The sequence below is a fragment of the Microbacterium sp. HMWF026 genome, assembly GCF_003061325.1.
In the GTDB taxonomy this organism is placed as follows: domain Bacteria; phylum Actinomycetota; class Actinomycetes; order Actinomycetales; family Microbacteriaceae; genus Microbacterium; species Microbacterium testaceum_E.
Genome location: NZ_QAJB01000080.1, coordinates 1 through 13,584, shown reverse-complemented (window position 1 = coordinate 13,584; position 13,584 = coordinate 1). Strand labels below are relative to the sequence as shown.

At 64.9% G+C, this 13,584-nt stretch carries 21 protein-coding genes; 1 reads left to right on the top strand and 20 read right to left on the bottom strand.

What is annotated here, in order from left to right:
• The 7 genes from DBR36_RS03880 to DBR36_RS03850 form a co-directional block, all read right to left on the bottom strand.
• Window positions 1-198: signal peptidase II (locus DBR36_RS03880; RefSeq protein ID WP_375136052.1), on the bottom strand; the 198-nt coding region annotated here is incomplete at its 3' end.
• Window positions 199-621: 423 nt separating this feature from the next.
• Window positions 622-1,590, bottom strand: coding sequence for an NAD(P)-binding domain-containing protein (locus tag DBR36_RS03875; RefSeq protein ID WP_239278268.1), 969 nt, complete (start codon window positions 1,588-1,590; stop codon window positions 622-624).
• A gap of 32 nt (window positions 1,591-1,622) precedes the next feature.
• A complete protein-coding gene (locus tag DBR36_RS03870; RefSeq protein ID WP_076677862.1) occupies window positions 1,623-2,291 on the bottom strand; it encodes a thioredoxin domain-containing protein in 669 nt (222 codons plus the stop codon).
• 79 nt (window positions 2,292-2,370) lie between these two features.
• A complete protein-coding gene (locus DBR36_RS03865) occupies window positions 2,371-2,805 on the bottom strand; it encodes a hypothetical protein (protein ID WP_076677865.1) in 435 nt (144 codons plus the stop codon).
• A gap of 111 nt (window positions 2,806-2,916) precedes the next feature.
• Complete coding sequence (locus DBR36_RS03860; protein WP_076677867.1) at window positions 2,917-3,858, bottom strand: cation diffusion facilitator family transporter; 942 nt, start codon at window positions 3,856-3,858, stop codon at window positions 2,917-2,919.
• Complete coding sequence (locus DBR36_RS03855) at window positions 3,858-4,238, bottom strand: helix-turn-helix transcriptional regulator (RefSeq protein WP_083709113.1); 381 nt, start codon at window positions 4,236-4,238, stop codon at window positions 3,858-3,860. Before DBR36_RS03855 ends, DBR36_RS03860 begins: the two co-directional genes overlap by 1 nt.
• A gap of 263 nt (window positions 4,239-4,501) precedes the next feature.
• A complete protein-coding gene (locus DBR36_RS03850; RefSeq protein ID WP_083709110.1) occupies window positions 4,502-4,744 on the bottom strand; it encodes a DUF305 domain-containing protein in 243 nt (80 codons plus the stop codon).
• A gap of 77 nt (window positions 4,745-4,821) precedes the next feature.
• Between DBR36_RS03850 and DBR36_RS03845 the strand changes: the two genes are divergently transcribed.
• Entirely contained in the window at window positions 4,822-5,070 is a 249-nt protein-coding gene (locus DBR36_RS03845) for a hypothetical protein (protein WP_076677871.1), read from the top strand.
• Between the two features lie 516 nt (window positions 5,071-5,586).
• Here DBR36_RS03845 and DBR36_RS17550 read toward each other — a convergent pair.
• The 13 genes from DBR36_RS17550 to DBR36_RS18030 form a co-directional block, all read right to left on the bottom strand.
• Window positions 5,587-5,745 (bottom strand): hypothetical protein, encoded by a 159-nt coding sequence (locus DBR36_RS17550; protein WP_164878236.1) that lies wholly within the window; start codon window positions 5,743-5,745, stop codon window positions 5,587-5,589.
• Entirely contained in the window at window positions 5,742-6,257 is a 516-nt protein-coding gene (locus DBR36_RS03840; RefSeq protein WP_076677873.1) for a hypothetical protein, read from the bottom strand. The genes DBR36_RS17550 and DBR36_RS03840 overlap by 4 nt, the downstream gene beginning before the upstream one ends.
• Window position 6,258: 1 nt before the next feature.
• Window positions 6,259-6,636, bottom strand: coding sequence for a hypothetical protein (locus tag DBR36_RS03835; RefSeq protein WP_076677875.1), 378 nt, complete (start codon window positions 6,634-6,636; stop codon window positions 6,259-6,261).
• 10 nt (window positions 6,637-6,646) lie between these two features.
• Window positions 6,647-7,303 (bottom strand): ParA family protein, encoded by a 657-nt coding sequence (locus DBR36_RS03830; protein ID WP_076677877.1) that lies wholly within the window; start codon window positions 7,301-7,303, stop codon window positions 6,647-6,649.
• A gap of 125 nt (window positions 7,304-7,428) precedes the next feature.
• Window positions 7,429-7,665, bottom strand: coding sequence for a hypothetical protein (locus DBR36_RS03825; RefSeq protein WP_076677879.1), 237 nt, complete (start codon window positions 7,663-7,665; stop codon window positions 7,429-7,431).
• A gap of 102 nt (window positions 7,666-7,767) precedes the next feature.
• Entirely contained in the window at window positions 7,768-8,016 is a 249-nt protein-coding gene (locus DBR36_RS03820; RefSeq protein ID WP_076677881.1) for a glutaredoxin domain-containing protein, read from the bottom strand.
• A gap of 332 nt (window positions 8,017-8,348) precedes the next feature.
• Window positions 8,349-8,654 (bottom strand): hypothetical protein, encoded by a 306-nt coding sequence (locus DBR36_RS03815; RefSeq protein WP_076677883.1) that lies wholly within the window; start codon window positions 8,652-8,654, stop codon window positions 8,349-8,351.
• A gap of 32 nt (window positions 8,655-8,686) precedes the next feature.
• Window positions 8,687-9,334 carry a DUF6349 family protein gene (locus tag DBR36_RS03810; RefSeq protein WP_076677885.1) on the bottom strand — a complete coding sequence of 216 codons (648 nt, stop codon included), beginning with the start codon at window positions 9,332-9,334 and terminating at the stop codon, window positions 8,687-8,689.
• Window positions 9,335-9,619: 285 nt separating this feature from the next.
• Window positions 9,620-10,636: a hypothetical protein gene (locus DBR36_RS17255; RefSeq protein WP_143016385.1), complete on the bottom strand. Its 1,017-nt coding sequence runs from the start codon at window positions 10,634-10,636 to the stop codon at window positions 9,620-9,622.
• A 349-nt stretch (window positions 10,637-10,985) separates the two neighbouring features.
• On the bottom strand, window positions 10,986-11,192 hold the full coding sequence (locus tag DBR36_RS03800; protein WP_256334332.1) for a hypothetical protein: 207 nt from the start codon (window positions 11,190-11,192) through the stop codon (window positions 10,986-10,988).
• 139 nt (window positions 11,193-11,331) lie between these two features.
• Window positions 11,332-11,631, bottom strand: a complete 300-nt coding sequence (locus DBR36_RS03795) for a hypothetical protein (protein ID WP_076677891.1) — start codon at window positions 11,629-11,631, stop codon at window positions 11,332-11,334.
• A gap of 146 nt (window positions 11,632-11,777) precedes the next feature.
• Window positions 11,778-12,554, bottom strand: a complete 777-nt coding sequence (locus tag DBR36_RS03790) for an FHA domain-containing protein (protein WP_076677893.1) — start codon at window positions 12,552-12,554, stop codon at window positions 11,778-11,780.
• The coding region (locus DBR36_RS18030; RefSeq protein ID WP_219927610.1) for a hypothetical protein at window positions 12,551-13,584 on the bottom strand (1,034 nt) is incomplete at its 5' end. The genes DBR36_RS03790 and DBR36_RS18030, both read right to left, overlap by 4 nt.

The following is a 13,584-nucleotide window of genomic DNA, read 5'->3' as shown; positions in this document are numbered from 1 at the left end:
GGTCATGCCCGAGCCCGTTCCCAGCACCGCGCCGGGGTTGAAGGCGAGTTGCAGACCGAATGCGTCCCCAATAATGGGCACCCGTCTCCCGTCGGCAAGCGCAGTCAGGGCGATGGCTTTACTGAACTGGTCTATCAACACCGCGGCCGCTGCCACCATGCAGGCGACGGCGAACGGCCGCGTCTTCTCAGCGGTCACCTTCTTGGCCCTTCCGGAGGTGGCGGGTTCGCCGCGCTGTGACCAGAAGCGTGACCAGCGCTCCGCCGAGAATCATCGCCACCGCGGAGACTCCCAGCACGGGAGCGACCTCGCCACCGCCGGTGGGCACTCCTCGACCGTCCGCGCGTGGGGTGGCCGTGGAATGAGGATGGGTCTGGTGCCCAGGTGATGGAGTCTCGGAGCTCGTTACGGTGGTTCCTGAACGTTCGACGCTCAGAGGCGCAGTGGTGAAGCTGACATCCATGGCCGAGCTCAGCGCCGGGGCCACGACAGCAAAGGTCGGCGCGGCGGGTCCTGCAACGATGAGGGCGGCGCTAAGAGCGACAGTGGCGCACAGCGTCACCGTGACCTGCGTTGCGCGATGGCGAGGTCTGGATACGAGGAAGAATCTCATTGGTCTTTTCAAGGTCGGGCGTAGATGAATCGGGCAATACGAGCCGCGTCCGTCCATACCCCGGGAAGGGTGTTAGCTCTGGCCTGGCTGTGCACGGGGATTCCGGCAACGAACAGACCGGGTAGCGTCGTCGCGGTGGGGATGCGTCGCTGAAGCTGCGGCTGCGTGGGCAACCACTCGTCGCCCGCTTCGTACCCGGTGGCGAACACGACTGACTGGTAGGCCTGCCGGTAGCCATCCGCGAAGGCGAACTTGGCCCCGTCCACCCCAATCGTCTCGGCTCGAATGGAGACGCCTTTATCTCGGAGTGCGTCGTAGAGGGGTTCTGGGGCGATCTTCACGCGCCGCCACGGTGAGACGCGCGGCTGGGTGGGGAATTGCCGCGGATGCGCTTCAGCCCGTCGGGTGCGGACCGCCAGAGTGACGTCGTGCGACTTCGCGAGGTCGGAAGCAACTTCCGTCCCGGCGATACCACCGCCGACAATAAGTACCCGGCCTCGCGGAATCTGCTCGGGTGTTCTGTAGGCGTTGGTGTGCATCTGTACTCCTTCGACTTCGGCGTCCGCGGCCCATTTCGGAAATCGGGGACGTGCTGCGGCGCCGGTAGCGCACACGACGTTGCGGGTCTGCACTTCGCCAACCGTGGTGCTCAAGAGCAGGGTTGGGCCGTTGCCGTGGCGAGTCACGGCGAGGGCCTGGACACCCCAGACGGGGTTTACCCCGAGCTCCGCTTCGAATCTGTGTAGATAGCCTTCGATGTCTCCCGGGGTGGGGTACCGATACGGGTCACCCTCCAGTGGTCTGCGGGGGAAGCTGGAGTGCTCAGCATTGCTGAGCAACCGCATAGAAGGCCAGCGCGCACTCCACGTGCGTTGTCCCCGCGCGGAACTGTCGATGACCACGAAGTCACGCTGCGGTTCCATGCCGCGAGCGATCAGTGCCGCTGCAGTTGCCAATCCAGCCTGCCCTGCGCCCACGATGATGACTCGTCGGTGTGACAGGCCCGCCACTAGGGGGTGCCGTCCAAGCGGGTGGTGATGGCACTTTCAAGGTCGTTCCATCGTTCAATGACAAGAGGTTCGCCGTCGACGAAGAACGTAGGGGTTCGGTCCACGCCGAGGGCGCGTCCGTCGTCGAGGTCGGATCGAACGCGCTCGAGAGTGGCAGGGTCGGCGACAGCTTCGTCGTAGGCCGTCATATCCAAGCCCAACTCGGTCGCGTACGAGCGGAACAGCTCCGCTTGGCTTTGCTGAGACTCCCCCCACTGTGCTTGCGTCTCAAAGAGACGGTTGTACATGTCTTCGAAGCGTCCCTGGGCTGCCGCGGCCTCCGCAGCGACCGCTGAGTTTTCGGAGTTGATGTGGCCGGGAAGGGGGAAGTAGCGAACGACGTAGTTGATCTGTCCCTCATACTTCACACGAAGCTCTTCGACGACGGGGTAGTAGGCGCCGCAGGCTTCGCACTCGAAGTCCAAGAACTCCACGATGGTGATGGCGCCGTCGCCGGCGTCGTCGAGGACGTGGGAGTCGTCTCTAACAACCGCTATCGACCCTCCTCCCCGTTCCTCGGCGGCAACGCGGGTGTTGTTCTGATCGACTAGGACATAGATGACAGCCCCCGCGACGACCGCGACGGCGACGGCGGCGGTAATGACCGTCGCCTTCCAGTTGATTTTCATGGGTACTCCAACACTTGACGGCACAAGAAAAGCCCGGGTTGCCCGGGATGAGTGTCGCCGCGGGGGCGACGTGCCGATGTCAGGTTCTAGAGATACCCAGTTGCGCGATTGTGAGGGCGTGGCCCTCAGGCCTGCCGGACACCGGGTGGATCAAAGACGGCGGGAGGGCGCGCCAGACGAGTGTGATCCCAGCCGGTCCGCGGCGCACCAGGAGATGAACAACGAGGTACAGCACGAATCCGCAGACGACGCCGAGAACGCACAGCGCCATTCCGGGCGATACGTCGTACACGCTCGCCTCGACGATAGAGGTAGCGACGGGTGCGGCCGGGTCGTGCGGCGCAGTGTCAGATGCCGTCGCGACCACACCGCTTACCGGGGCGTTGTCGCCATGGTTGAGGGCCACGACTCCGAGCAGCAGGAGGGCCCCGAGGGCGATGATGGTAATGAGTCGCGTTATCGCTCCGTGCTCTTTCGCCAGCGCTGAGCGCCGGGCGTGAGCGTCGGTATACATCAGCAGCCAGTGTACGGAGAGGTTCTGGGCGAATGGCTGGGAACGGCCGACGGTGTGCCGATATGCGATCGGGCTGCGAACACGCCCGTTCGAGCGGTTCGGCGCCCGCGATTAAGCGTGACGGACATCCCCGGGTTCCGAATCTTGCAGGTCGGCTGTCTCAATCTGGAAGGTGGAGTGCAGCACGGACACCTCGAAGTGTTGAGCCACACATGCTCTGACGTCCTTAAGGACAGCGGCTGCGTGTCCGTCCGTGAAGCATTCGTCTTCAACCACGACATGCGCGCTGATTGTCGGCAGGCCGGTGGCGACTGTCGAGGCGTGTAGGTCATGGACGTCTATGACGTGGTCGAGTTGGAGAATGTGAGATCTCACATCGTCCAAGTCCAAACCGTCGGGGGTGAACTCCATCAACACCGACGACGTCTCGCGTAGCAACTTGAACGCACGCGGCACGATGAGAGCGGCGATGAAAAGACCGGCGATGGCGTCCGCTTGAAAGAAACCCGTCGTCCAGATGACGACAGCCGCGACGATAACCCCCAGTGATCCCAGCGCGTCATTCAGCACTTCCAGATACGCTGCCCGCATGTTGAAGTTAGCTCCGCGACTGGAAGACAGCACGAAGATGGCGATGACGTTCGCGACTAACCCAACGACTCCAAAACCCAGCAGTTCCGCAGCTGGCACCTCCGGGGGCTCGAAGAGCCGGCGTACCCCCTCGATGGCTGTGTAACCCCCTACCGCCATCAACAGAGCCGCTTGCCCGAAGGCAGCGATAACTTCGATGCGACGGAACCCCCACGTGCGTCGCGCACTAGCCGGCCGCAGCACCAGCGTCGCGGCGATGAGTGCAACGAGAAGTCCGGATGCGTCAGTGAGTGCGTGGGCCGTGTCCGTGAGGAGGGCAAGACTGCCGGTAAAGAAGGATCCAACCGCTTGAGTCACGGCGATTGCCGCGGTGATTGCAAACGCAATCCAGAGACGCGCCCGATGGTCGGTCGGATGCCCGGCCGCGCCGGTAGACGGTGCGTGCGTGTGACCGGCGCCCATCAGGCCGCGTCCGTTCCAAGGGCGAAGTCTTCACCAGGCTGATGAAGGTGAGCGCATAGCGTGACACGCGTGCCGGTGTCTCTCAGCAGGAGTTCGGCGGCGTTAATGAGAGCCGCAGTCGCCACAGGTTGCGCAAGATCGAACCAGGAAGCCCGACCCTCCGAGCGAACAGTGACTAGTCGGCAGTCCCGCAGGAAGCTGAGGTGCTTACTTACGGTTGATTGCGCCAATCCGAGGTGCTGGACGAGATCCCGGACGCGATGCTCGCCGGACGCCAGATGCTGGAGAACCGCCAATCGCGTGGGGTCCCCAAGCGCGTCGAATAGGTGCGCGTACACAGCGGTCGCGTCAGGATCGAGTAGACCACCCTCTTTATTCATCGCCACATAGCGATGATATCGTCAAATGCCGTGTCCGTCACGTCTGCATCCAACTGGGAACCATGCTCATTCTCGCCGGATCAGTGGGCCACCCGAATGCTCGCCCACAGAGCAAGCGCGACGATTGCGGTGAGGGTGGTGAAGGACAAGGCGCGGGGCCGGAGACCGGCGCGCGGTGGTAGTTGTAGTCGCGCCACAGGGTGCGTTTCGTCTGATCAGGTGGTGGGGCGCGGTGGGCTTTCCGCGCCCCACCCCGGGCGGGATCAGAGAGTGGCGAGAAGCTCCTCCATCGTGGCGATCTCGGAGGTCTGCGCCTCGATGATGGTGTTGGCGAGTGCGACGGCGTCGCTGTTCTGGCCGTTGGTCGCTTCTTCCAGGGCCATGTCGATGGCACCGCGGTGGTGCTCGATCATCTGCTGGAGGAACAGCCGGGCGGCGTCGGTTCCGGTGGCCTGCTTGAGCGATTGCATGTCGTCTTCGCTCATCATGCCGCCGCCGTGGTCCATGCTGCCGGTGGCGGGATCAACGGCTCATGACCGTCAACGGGGCGTGAGGGCCGCGCGTGGTACAGGTTTGGTCTCCGATGTCTCAGCTGCAGCGCTCCCCCGAGCCGGGGGTGTGGCTCGTCTTCGACCGCAGCAGACGAATCGCGATTGTGCGCGTGGTCGAGGTGCAGGGGCGGAAGCTGCTGCGCTCGGTGACGTTTCACGACGATCCGGCTCAGCGGCAACTAATCGGCTATTTTCCCGAGGACGGGATGAAGCTCGCAGTGGAATGCACCTGGGCGGAGTACGTCAAGCACACCGGTCCCTCGACGAGCAACCGGAAGTGAGGACTATCGCGCTCGGCCCTCATCACCTTCGGCCACAGGAATGTCCCCGTGTGCCGTTGGCATAAACGGGGGATCGAAAATGCTCCCACCAGCCAGCGTTGACCGGCGACGGGGCGAGCTCCCCGCGTGAGGGGCGTTGTCGGAACTGGCGGGACGCTCACTTATCAGGGAAGGCCGCGGTTGCGGACGCTGTCGGGGCATGACGTTTCTCCTTTGAGAACGAAGACGGACTCCATGAGACAAATGTCTAGATGGACCGTAAGTCATCTTCGGGCGCGCCCCCGGGAGCGAGTCCGGAAAGTGATTCACCCCTCCCCCGGATGCTGGGATCGTGGCACGCGGTCGATCACCGTCAAGGGCGCTGCGCGTCGCGATGCGATGCGGCGTTGCCGCACCCTGGACCGTGCTCTCCCTTGCGCAAGATCGGCATGTATCCGGTGCGAGCGGCTGATGTGGTGATGCTCGAGAACGAAGGAAGGGACCGGCCCCGTGGGCACGGTCCCTTCTCAGCGCGTGTCAGGCGGTCTTGGAGACCGTCTGGGCCTCGGGGTCGACGCCGAATCTGCGGATGTAGGTCTGGCGGATCTCTTGAAGCTGTGCGCGCTCGCGATCGCTGATCGGGTCGGCCTCGCCTGCCGCGATGCGGCGCTGGAGGCTGCCCTTGTGCGATGTCACGAAGCGTCCGGTGAAGGACGAGCGGGAATGCCGAGCCATCTGATCACCTTCCTTCTCGGTCTATTTTCCGTCGCGATTGCGGGCGTGTCTACGGCGGCTGGGCGTTGAAGGTTCTTGATCGTGCGGTAGATCATCTTGCCTTCGGTGGGGGTCGCGTCCTCGAGCAGGGCCTGGAGGGCGTCGTTTGCGACCTCGCGGTCTTCCTGGTCATCGGATGCGGCCAGCCCTAGGGCCCATTGCGCGCGGTTCCACCACTGTTCGCGCGCGGCGTTCTCGCGGGCGATTTTGGTTGAGCGGATGGCGGGAGTGAAGGCGATGACGGCGGCGATGACAGCGAAGACGCCGGCCATCGGGGGCCCGCTCAGAATCGCGCGCCAGAGAGCTTCGTCGATGACAACGGGTGTGGTCAGCGCTGGGTAGGGCGGGAAGGCGCTGCGAAGGCCGTATCCGACACCCCCGCTTGCGAGGATGATCCCGGCCAGCGCCCAGCCGCGCCGCGCTCGAGCGCTCACGTCATACCCCCATTGGGCGCCCCTGGGGCAGTTCGCGGGCCTTGACGGGCGGGAACGGCTTGCCGTCGTTGTACTTGGCCTCGAGGCGCTCGACCTCTTTCATCGCGGCAGCGTTGAGGAATTGCGAGAGGTTGCGGAACCCTTCTTGTGCGAACGTGTGCAGGATTGCACCGCGGATGCGGTCGGTGTCTTCAAGCTCCTGGTAGAACGACACCTTCGGCGGGTACTTGGTGCGCTTCTTCGGCGCGGGTGCCTCGGCCGCGGGGGCCGCCTCGGCGGTCTTCTCCACGGGGGCGGCGGCGGGCGCCGGCTGTGGGGTCTCAGCGGGCTGATCGTCCTCGAGGCGCCCGACGAGGGAGGAGAGGGTTTTGCGTGCCATGGGAGATCCCCTATCTCTTTCCGTTGGCCCAGAGGCTCGTGAGCTCCAGGGCGAGGTCTTTGTAGTCGTCGATGGCGTTGGCGGTGGCTCGGCTGCGGGGGTAGGTGGTGACCACTTCCCCGGTCAGCGGTGCGTCCGTGTGCATGACGTATTCGCGGATGACGCTGCGGAAGCGTGGGAGGTGCATCTCGTCGAGGAGTTCGAGCGCGTCGTCTTTGCGGCGCACCGCGGAGGGATCGCGCTTCACACGGCTCACCAGGACTCGGTAGGGCAGGTTCCGCGGCTCGATCAGCTGGCGAATGACGCGAACTGCGGGCTTCACGCTCATGGTCGCGGGTTCCATGGGCAGGATGACGAAATCGCTGTTGTCGAGGACCGCGCCGAGAACGTCGGTGTCCCGCAAGCTTCCCGGGGTGTCGACGACGATCACGTCGTACTCGTTGGTGCGCCGTAGACCGGCGAGGACTTGGGGGTCTGACTCGGTAGCGAAGTCGAAGGGCACATTGTCCCCTCCCGCCTCCGCCCAGTCGGTTGCGCTGCGCTGCGGGTCGACGTCGACGACGAGTACGCGGGCATGATCTGACAGCACTGCGGCGAGGTTCATGACGGTCGTCGTCTTACCGACGCCGCCCTTCTGCCCGACGACGGCGAGGATGCGAAGAGTCATGTGAGGCACCTTCCTTGTAACGGTAATAGTACTCTTAGGGGTGCGCTTTGCCGTGGCGGCGCACCCCTGCGAGTCTCGGATCTCACTCCATAGTAACGGGATTAGTACTGTTAGGGGTATTAGGGTTAGTTGCTGCGCTCAACCTCGATGCGGTGCCCGTCCATCTGCGACGGGTAGAACACGTGCTCGACGTCGCTACTTGGGAACGGGTTCACCAGGCGCACACCTTGAACGGTTCCTGCGCCGATGCACCCGAGCCCCTGCGCAACGATCCGCACCGGAATATATGCGCGGCCGTCCAGGCTTACGAGGCGGTCCCCTGCGCGAAGGTCTGCGAGGCGGGTAACGGCGATCTTCTCCATGGTGTCTCCTTCGGTCGTGCGCTTTGCGCCTGTACCCCTATTAGTACTATTAGGGGTGTTTTCGGTTAGTGGTAACGGGATTAGTACTGTTTTGGCTGGGGGTCACGCGGCGAACTTCGCGGCGATCCGGTCGATCTGGTCGGGGCGCATGTCGCACCAGTGATCGTCGTCGTCCACGACGACAACCGGGGCCATGCTGTAGCCGAGCTCTTCCGTCACGTACTCGTGTGCGGCCGGGTTCTGAGTGATGTCGACCTCGACGAATGGGATGCCTTTGCCTTTCAGCATCATCTTGGTCATCGAGCACTTTCCGCAGCTGGGGCCCGTCGTGTAGACCGTGAGCTTGTCCATTTCGTGATCCTCCCATCCCAATCGTTTTCTTGCCGTGAAGGCGATTTATCGCCGCTAGGAAGAGCGGCCGTAGTGCCAGTGACCGTGGAATACCGGAGGGAGCGAAGCGAGCGAGGATATGCCGCGAAAGCTCTGGCGCGCAGGGTGGTCGACCGTATGCTGCCGAAGGCTTCACGGCAAAAGAACGGGCCGACAGGCCTTGACTGCCGATCGGCTCCGTCCGATCGTCCGATGCCGGCGGCTGCTCCGTCTGCCGCTGGGTCCCATGATGCTCTTCTGCCGGGATTAGTACTGTTCCCGCCAGTCGTGTAACGGAAACAGTACTAATGGGGTTAGTCATGTTGTTGTGTCTCAGCGACGCGCGCGGCGACCGCGCATACGTCGTCGGGGGTGACTTCCTCGAGCAGGATGGTGCGGCTTCCTTCGTCCAGGTCGATCCACCAGACGGGGCGAACGGTGTGGGCGTCGATGCCGACGCGGTGGATGGGCAGTTCGCTGTCGGGGTCGACGGGGCCGTAGTAGAGCTGGGCGGTCCACTCTTCGGCGCCCATGTCCACGTAGAGGGTCGTCGGGAACGGGAGCAGCTGGGCGAGATCGTCGAGCAGGGTTTCGACGTCGCGGGGGGTGAGGTTCGTCATGGTCGATCCAATCTGTAACGGGATTAGTACTATTAGGGCTTGTTGGGGGCGGAGAGGTCGAATCCGCCGAAGGGGCTGTAGTTGGGTATGTGGCGGCTGCCGTAGCTGGGGCGTTCGGTGAGGATGGGGGCGCCCGGAACGCGGAACGCGGGCGTGTAGTTGTCCTCGAGCCAGGCCTCGAGCTTCGGCGTCATGCTGGTGGGGCCCATTCCGCCGCGGAGCTTGCCGGGAAGGGTGGGAAGGTCGCGCCAGCCGGGGAATGCGTGGTCGTGCCAGGCCTCGACGCATTCGGCTTCGGTGCCGATGTGGTGCCAGGAGCAGCGGGAGCAGATGGCCTGGGCGGTGATGCTGCCGACGCACTGGCAGAGCGGGCCGAGAGGGTCGCCAATCTTCCGCGAGTCGTGGGCTCCTGCAGCGCACCGGAGGTCGACGTCGTACAGGTCGAACGTGTGCTCGCCGATATCCATGTGACGGACGGTGTAGCTGCGGTGCCACATCTTGGACAGGAAGACGCTGTTGAAGTGGCCGTTGATTTCGACCCAGCGGCGCCAGGCCGCGTCGAGCTCGTCGGGGTGGTGGTAATCGGTGACCAGCTGTCCCAGCGGCATCCCCGTCCATTGCGGCAGACCCGCAACGTGGTCTTCGTGCATCAGGTCGTTGATCATGTCCATCAGCGTCATGGTCTCTTTCCTTTCTCCTCCACGTTTTTTTGCCGTGAAGGCGGTTTTCCGCCTTAGCAACCGAAGGGTGCAGTGCAACCCGAAGGGCGGGGGAGGAGAGAGTTTCGGCGCGAAATAAGGGAGCGTAGCGACCGCGTGCCGAAAGTCTCGGGGGAGCCGGTGGCGTAGCCACTTGAACGGAGCCCGGAGGTAGCTACGACCGCAGCGAAGCGGAGGGAGCCGCCGAAGGCTTCACGGCAAACAAACGGGCCGTCAGGCCCCAGCTGGTCGGCGTAGCCGGCTCGATCACCTCGCGGAGTGAGGCGGGGTGAAGTGCCTACGGCTTGGGCGCGGGCGGGAGGGGAAGTGCTCGCGCATGCGCGCGATCACCGCGGCGATCTCGTCCGCGTTGGCGCGGATCTCGGCTCGGCGTGCGGCCTCGTGTGCAGCTTCGAGCGCCTGACGCTCGGCACGCCGCCGACTCTCAACCTGCAGCTGCAGGAACGGAGCGGGAGAGCCGGCGTCGACGGTGGCGCGAAGCAGCCATACGAAGTACCCGAACGGATCACGCTGGGATGCGACGTCGACGAGAGGGATACGCCGCTCAAGGCGGCCGCGCTGGATTGCGTCGAGTAACGATTCAGCAGTCCATCCGCGCCCTGTGAGGCCGTGGGCGATCAGCACGTCGCAGAGCTTGCCGAGGTGCGAGGTCGCACGGTCCAGCCACGACATCCGCGCACACAGGCCCGCGGCAAGACGTTGAACGTCGATCGGGCGAGGTTGCTGCGAAGCCGGTTTTTGCCGGGTTTTTGTCGAAGCTGGGCGCCGCGTAGCGGCGTCTTCTCGCGTGCGCGGATGCGCGCGCCTTGGTGATTTTTTACCAACGGGAGAGAAGTTCTTAACCCCCCTACGGGTGGGTAGCTGGACATTTTCCACAGCAGTGGAATCGATGCCGGCGACGGCGTTGCCGGTGGGGGGCGTGTAGCCGCGGGGGAGTGTCAGGGCACGAGTGGACGCTGCCCGGAGCTGTTGGCCACCGTGCTTAGCGTGGGCTTGCGCGCGCTCGGTTGTGGTCAGGTAGCGGCCCTCAGCGACGGTCACCGCCAGGCCGAGCACCTCGAGCAGCTGCCGGGCTCGCTGGACGGTCTTTCCGCTCATGCCGAGCACGCCCGCCACGGTGTCGTGTGCGGTGGTGACGCCGCGGCCCGTGGATTGGTCTGCGGCCGTGCGGTCGGCGTGTGCGACGCGCAGGAGCGTGTCGGGGGCGACTTTCGCGCGTCGACGGGCTTCTTCACCCTCCGGGGTGCGGAGGATGTCCATCACTGCGTCGAACCAGACGGATGCACTGGGCCAGGCCCTCAGAGGGCCATAGACGCCCTCGGGCGCGGGGAGTGCCCAGCTGCCGCCTCTGGGTGACCTGCTGCGCTGTGCGGCGTCCTGGGGGCGCGCAGGGGGAGATTCCCGCGACACGCGGGACGAATTTGCGTTTAGAGAATGCGTATGGGCGCGCGGGCGCGCTAAAGTGTGCATTGTTCTCCTGGTCAGCGTCAGGGAACGACGAAGGCCCGGTTCCACCGGTACTTCTTGAAAACCGCTTCATCTGGGACCCGCCGCCAAGCAAGTCAGATGAGGCACATGAGCTTTGAGGCCCGCTTCGGCGGGCCTCTTCTCTTTAGGGCGAGTCGATAGGCAACTCCCCGTCCGTGAGTTCTTGTGCGGGCCACCATTCGGGCAGACCGCGAGAGGTCAGTTCGGTGTTGAGATGGTCCACGACCGCTTCGAAGAACACGGCGGAGGAAACGCCGGCGTGCGCGGCAAGGCGCTCGAAGCGTTCCTTCTGAGCCTTCTCAACCTTCCAACCGAGCGCGACGGTATCCACGCGCGTGCCTCGGGGGAGTCGACGAACTGCCATAGGGCGAACGTATTGGGTAGCGCCACCGTTAACACGCTGACACGCCGGTAGTAGCGCCATCATTAGCTGGCCGGTCGGACGTTGGTGGCCCCTCGGGGGAGGGTGCTTAGCCGAGCAGCTGCGCGCGGAGCTCGCCGATGAGCGCGTCGATGCGGTCGACGTCGACCGTGTAACGGGGAGCGCGGCCGCGGCGGGCTCCGATTGGCTGTTCTACGTCGGTGCGAATGACTCCGATGGATTCGAGCAGACGCAGGTCGCGGGTGAGTGAACTCACCGCTGTGACGGTCGCTTCACGGATCTCGCCGTAGTAGCTGCCGGGGTGCTTCACCAGGTAGTTGATGATGTTGCGGGGGCCGGTGCGGGCCAGCAGTGCGATCGCGTCAGCTGGAACTGTCGGTGCTGGCACTTCGGGGCTCCTGGATTCTGGGTATGGCAAAGCGAGGGAGCTTGCCGACTCAATGCGGGGGTGCGCAGATTCGACAACGCGGGATGCTGGTCTTCGTAGGGTACGCAAAGACCTGCACCGGGTGTGGGAGAAATGCCCGCGCCCGGTTACCGCGCCCGCGTTGCTCGAGGAGCCGGAATGGTTACAGTGAATGAGCGATCGCCGATTTGAAGGCGCGTGCCGGTAACGACCGTTCGGGCGTGTCCGGGGGTCAGGTCGATGGGGTCTTTTCCGGGTTCGGTGACGGTGGTGCCGTTGGCCGAAGACTGGTCGGTGACCCAGAGTGTGCCGTCGTGGAACGACAGGATGCAGTGGGATTTCGACACTGAGCGCGCGGGGTCATCGACGGTGACGGTCGCGTCGACACCTTCGGCGTCCTCGGGAGGCCGGCGCCCGAGCAGGATGGTGCCGCGGATGATTTCCGTGGAACCGTCGTCAAAGGTGATCATGGCGCTGCGCACGCGCGAGCGACGTTCACCACCGCTGGTGAGGTCGAAGTCGGGATCAATGTGGGGCGTGGGCGCCGGCACTGTGTCGGCGGCAGGCTCGGGGAGGACTGCTGGTGTCGCCGGGAGTTCGTCGACGGTTTCGCGGATTGGCTGTGCGGGTTCCTCGTCCACCGCGGGTTCGACCACGGGGGCGAGGGCGCGGGCGTGCTCCCTGTCGACCGTGACGGCGCCGTCTGGGTCGATGGTGAGCATGAGGGAGGTGCCCGTGTCGATCGCGTGGGCGTACTGCCGTTGACCGGTGGTGGCGGTGTACGCCACCAGCACCTCGACGGCTTGCGCTCGCGCGGCGTCAGAGTCCGCTGCGGTGATGGGCACACTCTGGCCGGGGAGCGTGACTACGCCCGTGCCGTCTGTATCGATGCTGACGTTCATCATGGGGCATCTCCTTCCGTTGCGGTCGAGGCGTAGACGAGTGTCTCGTCGACCTTCTCGCTGATGACGTAGACCGTCGTGGTGAGCGCTGCGAGCGGCGACTCGGATACTCCGGTGGTGAGAGTGGTGAACGGCTCCGAGCTCGGCGTCGTCGCGCTGGCGTCGACGAGGACGGCCTCGTTGCTCTCGGTGCCGTAGACGGTGGAGCCGGATACGGCGACGGGGGTCATGCGGCTCGGGAGCGCGACGGCACGTGGGGCGGCGCTGTAGTCGATGAACGCTTCGCCGAGGGTGAGCGTTTCGGCGTCGGCGGCGTGGATGGGAACGTCCTGGGCGGTGATCCGGGCGTTCATCGGGGCGGTAAGCGTGATCGTGTTCGACGGGAGGTCGACCAGTGTCACGGTGAGAGCCGGTCGCTGAGACCACACGACGATGAGAGTGTCGTCGTCGGCCGCGGAGATCAGCAGCGGGGCCCCTTCGACACCTTCGGGCCGGGGGAGCGGCTTCTTCACGGGCGCTTGATCGGCGGTGAGCGTCCACCACGACTCTTCGTTGGCCGCGATGATCCCTTCGCGGCCCGACAGGATGGGGACCGCTGTGACGGGCACGTCCGTCAACGTGAGACCGTCGCCGGTGAACAGGCCCGCGGTCTGGTTAGGCAAGGTGATTAGCGGCTGTGAGCCGAGGTAAGTCACCTCTGCGCTGCGGCCGACGTTGACTTCCACAGGAGCCACCGGGGACCGATCCGTATCGAGCGGCCAGAGGGTGAGCGAGGACTCGCCCGTGGCGAGGACCGGGCGTCCCTGCACTTCGGAGGCGTGTACGACGTCGTTCGCGCGAGGTGCCTGGGCGCCGCGCCATGTGACGGCGCCGGTCGCGGCGTCGACGAGATTCAGCTCGCCGCTGTCCGTGGTGATCAGCAGCCGCTGGTCGTCGATGAGCCGTGGTTCGCTGCGTGGGGCGATCGGCAGCGACCACGCTGCTTGTTCGGAGAACCCGGGCGGGACCAGGACCGGGATGTTCGCCCCGGCAC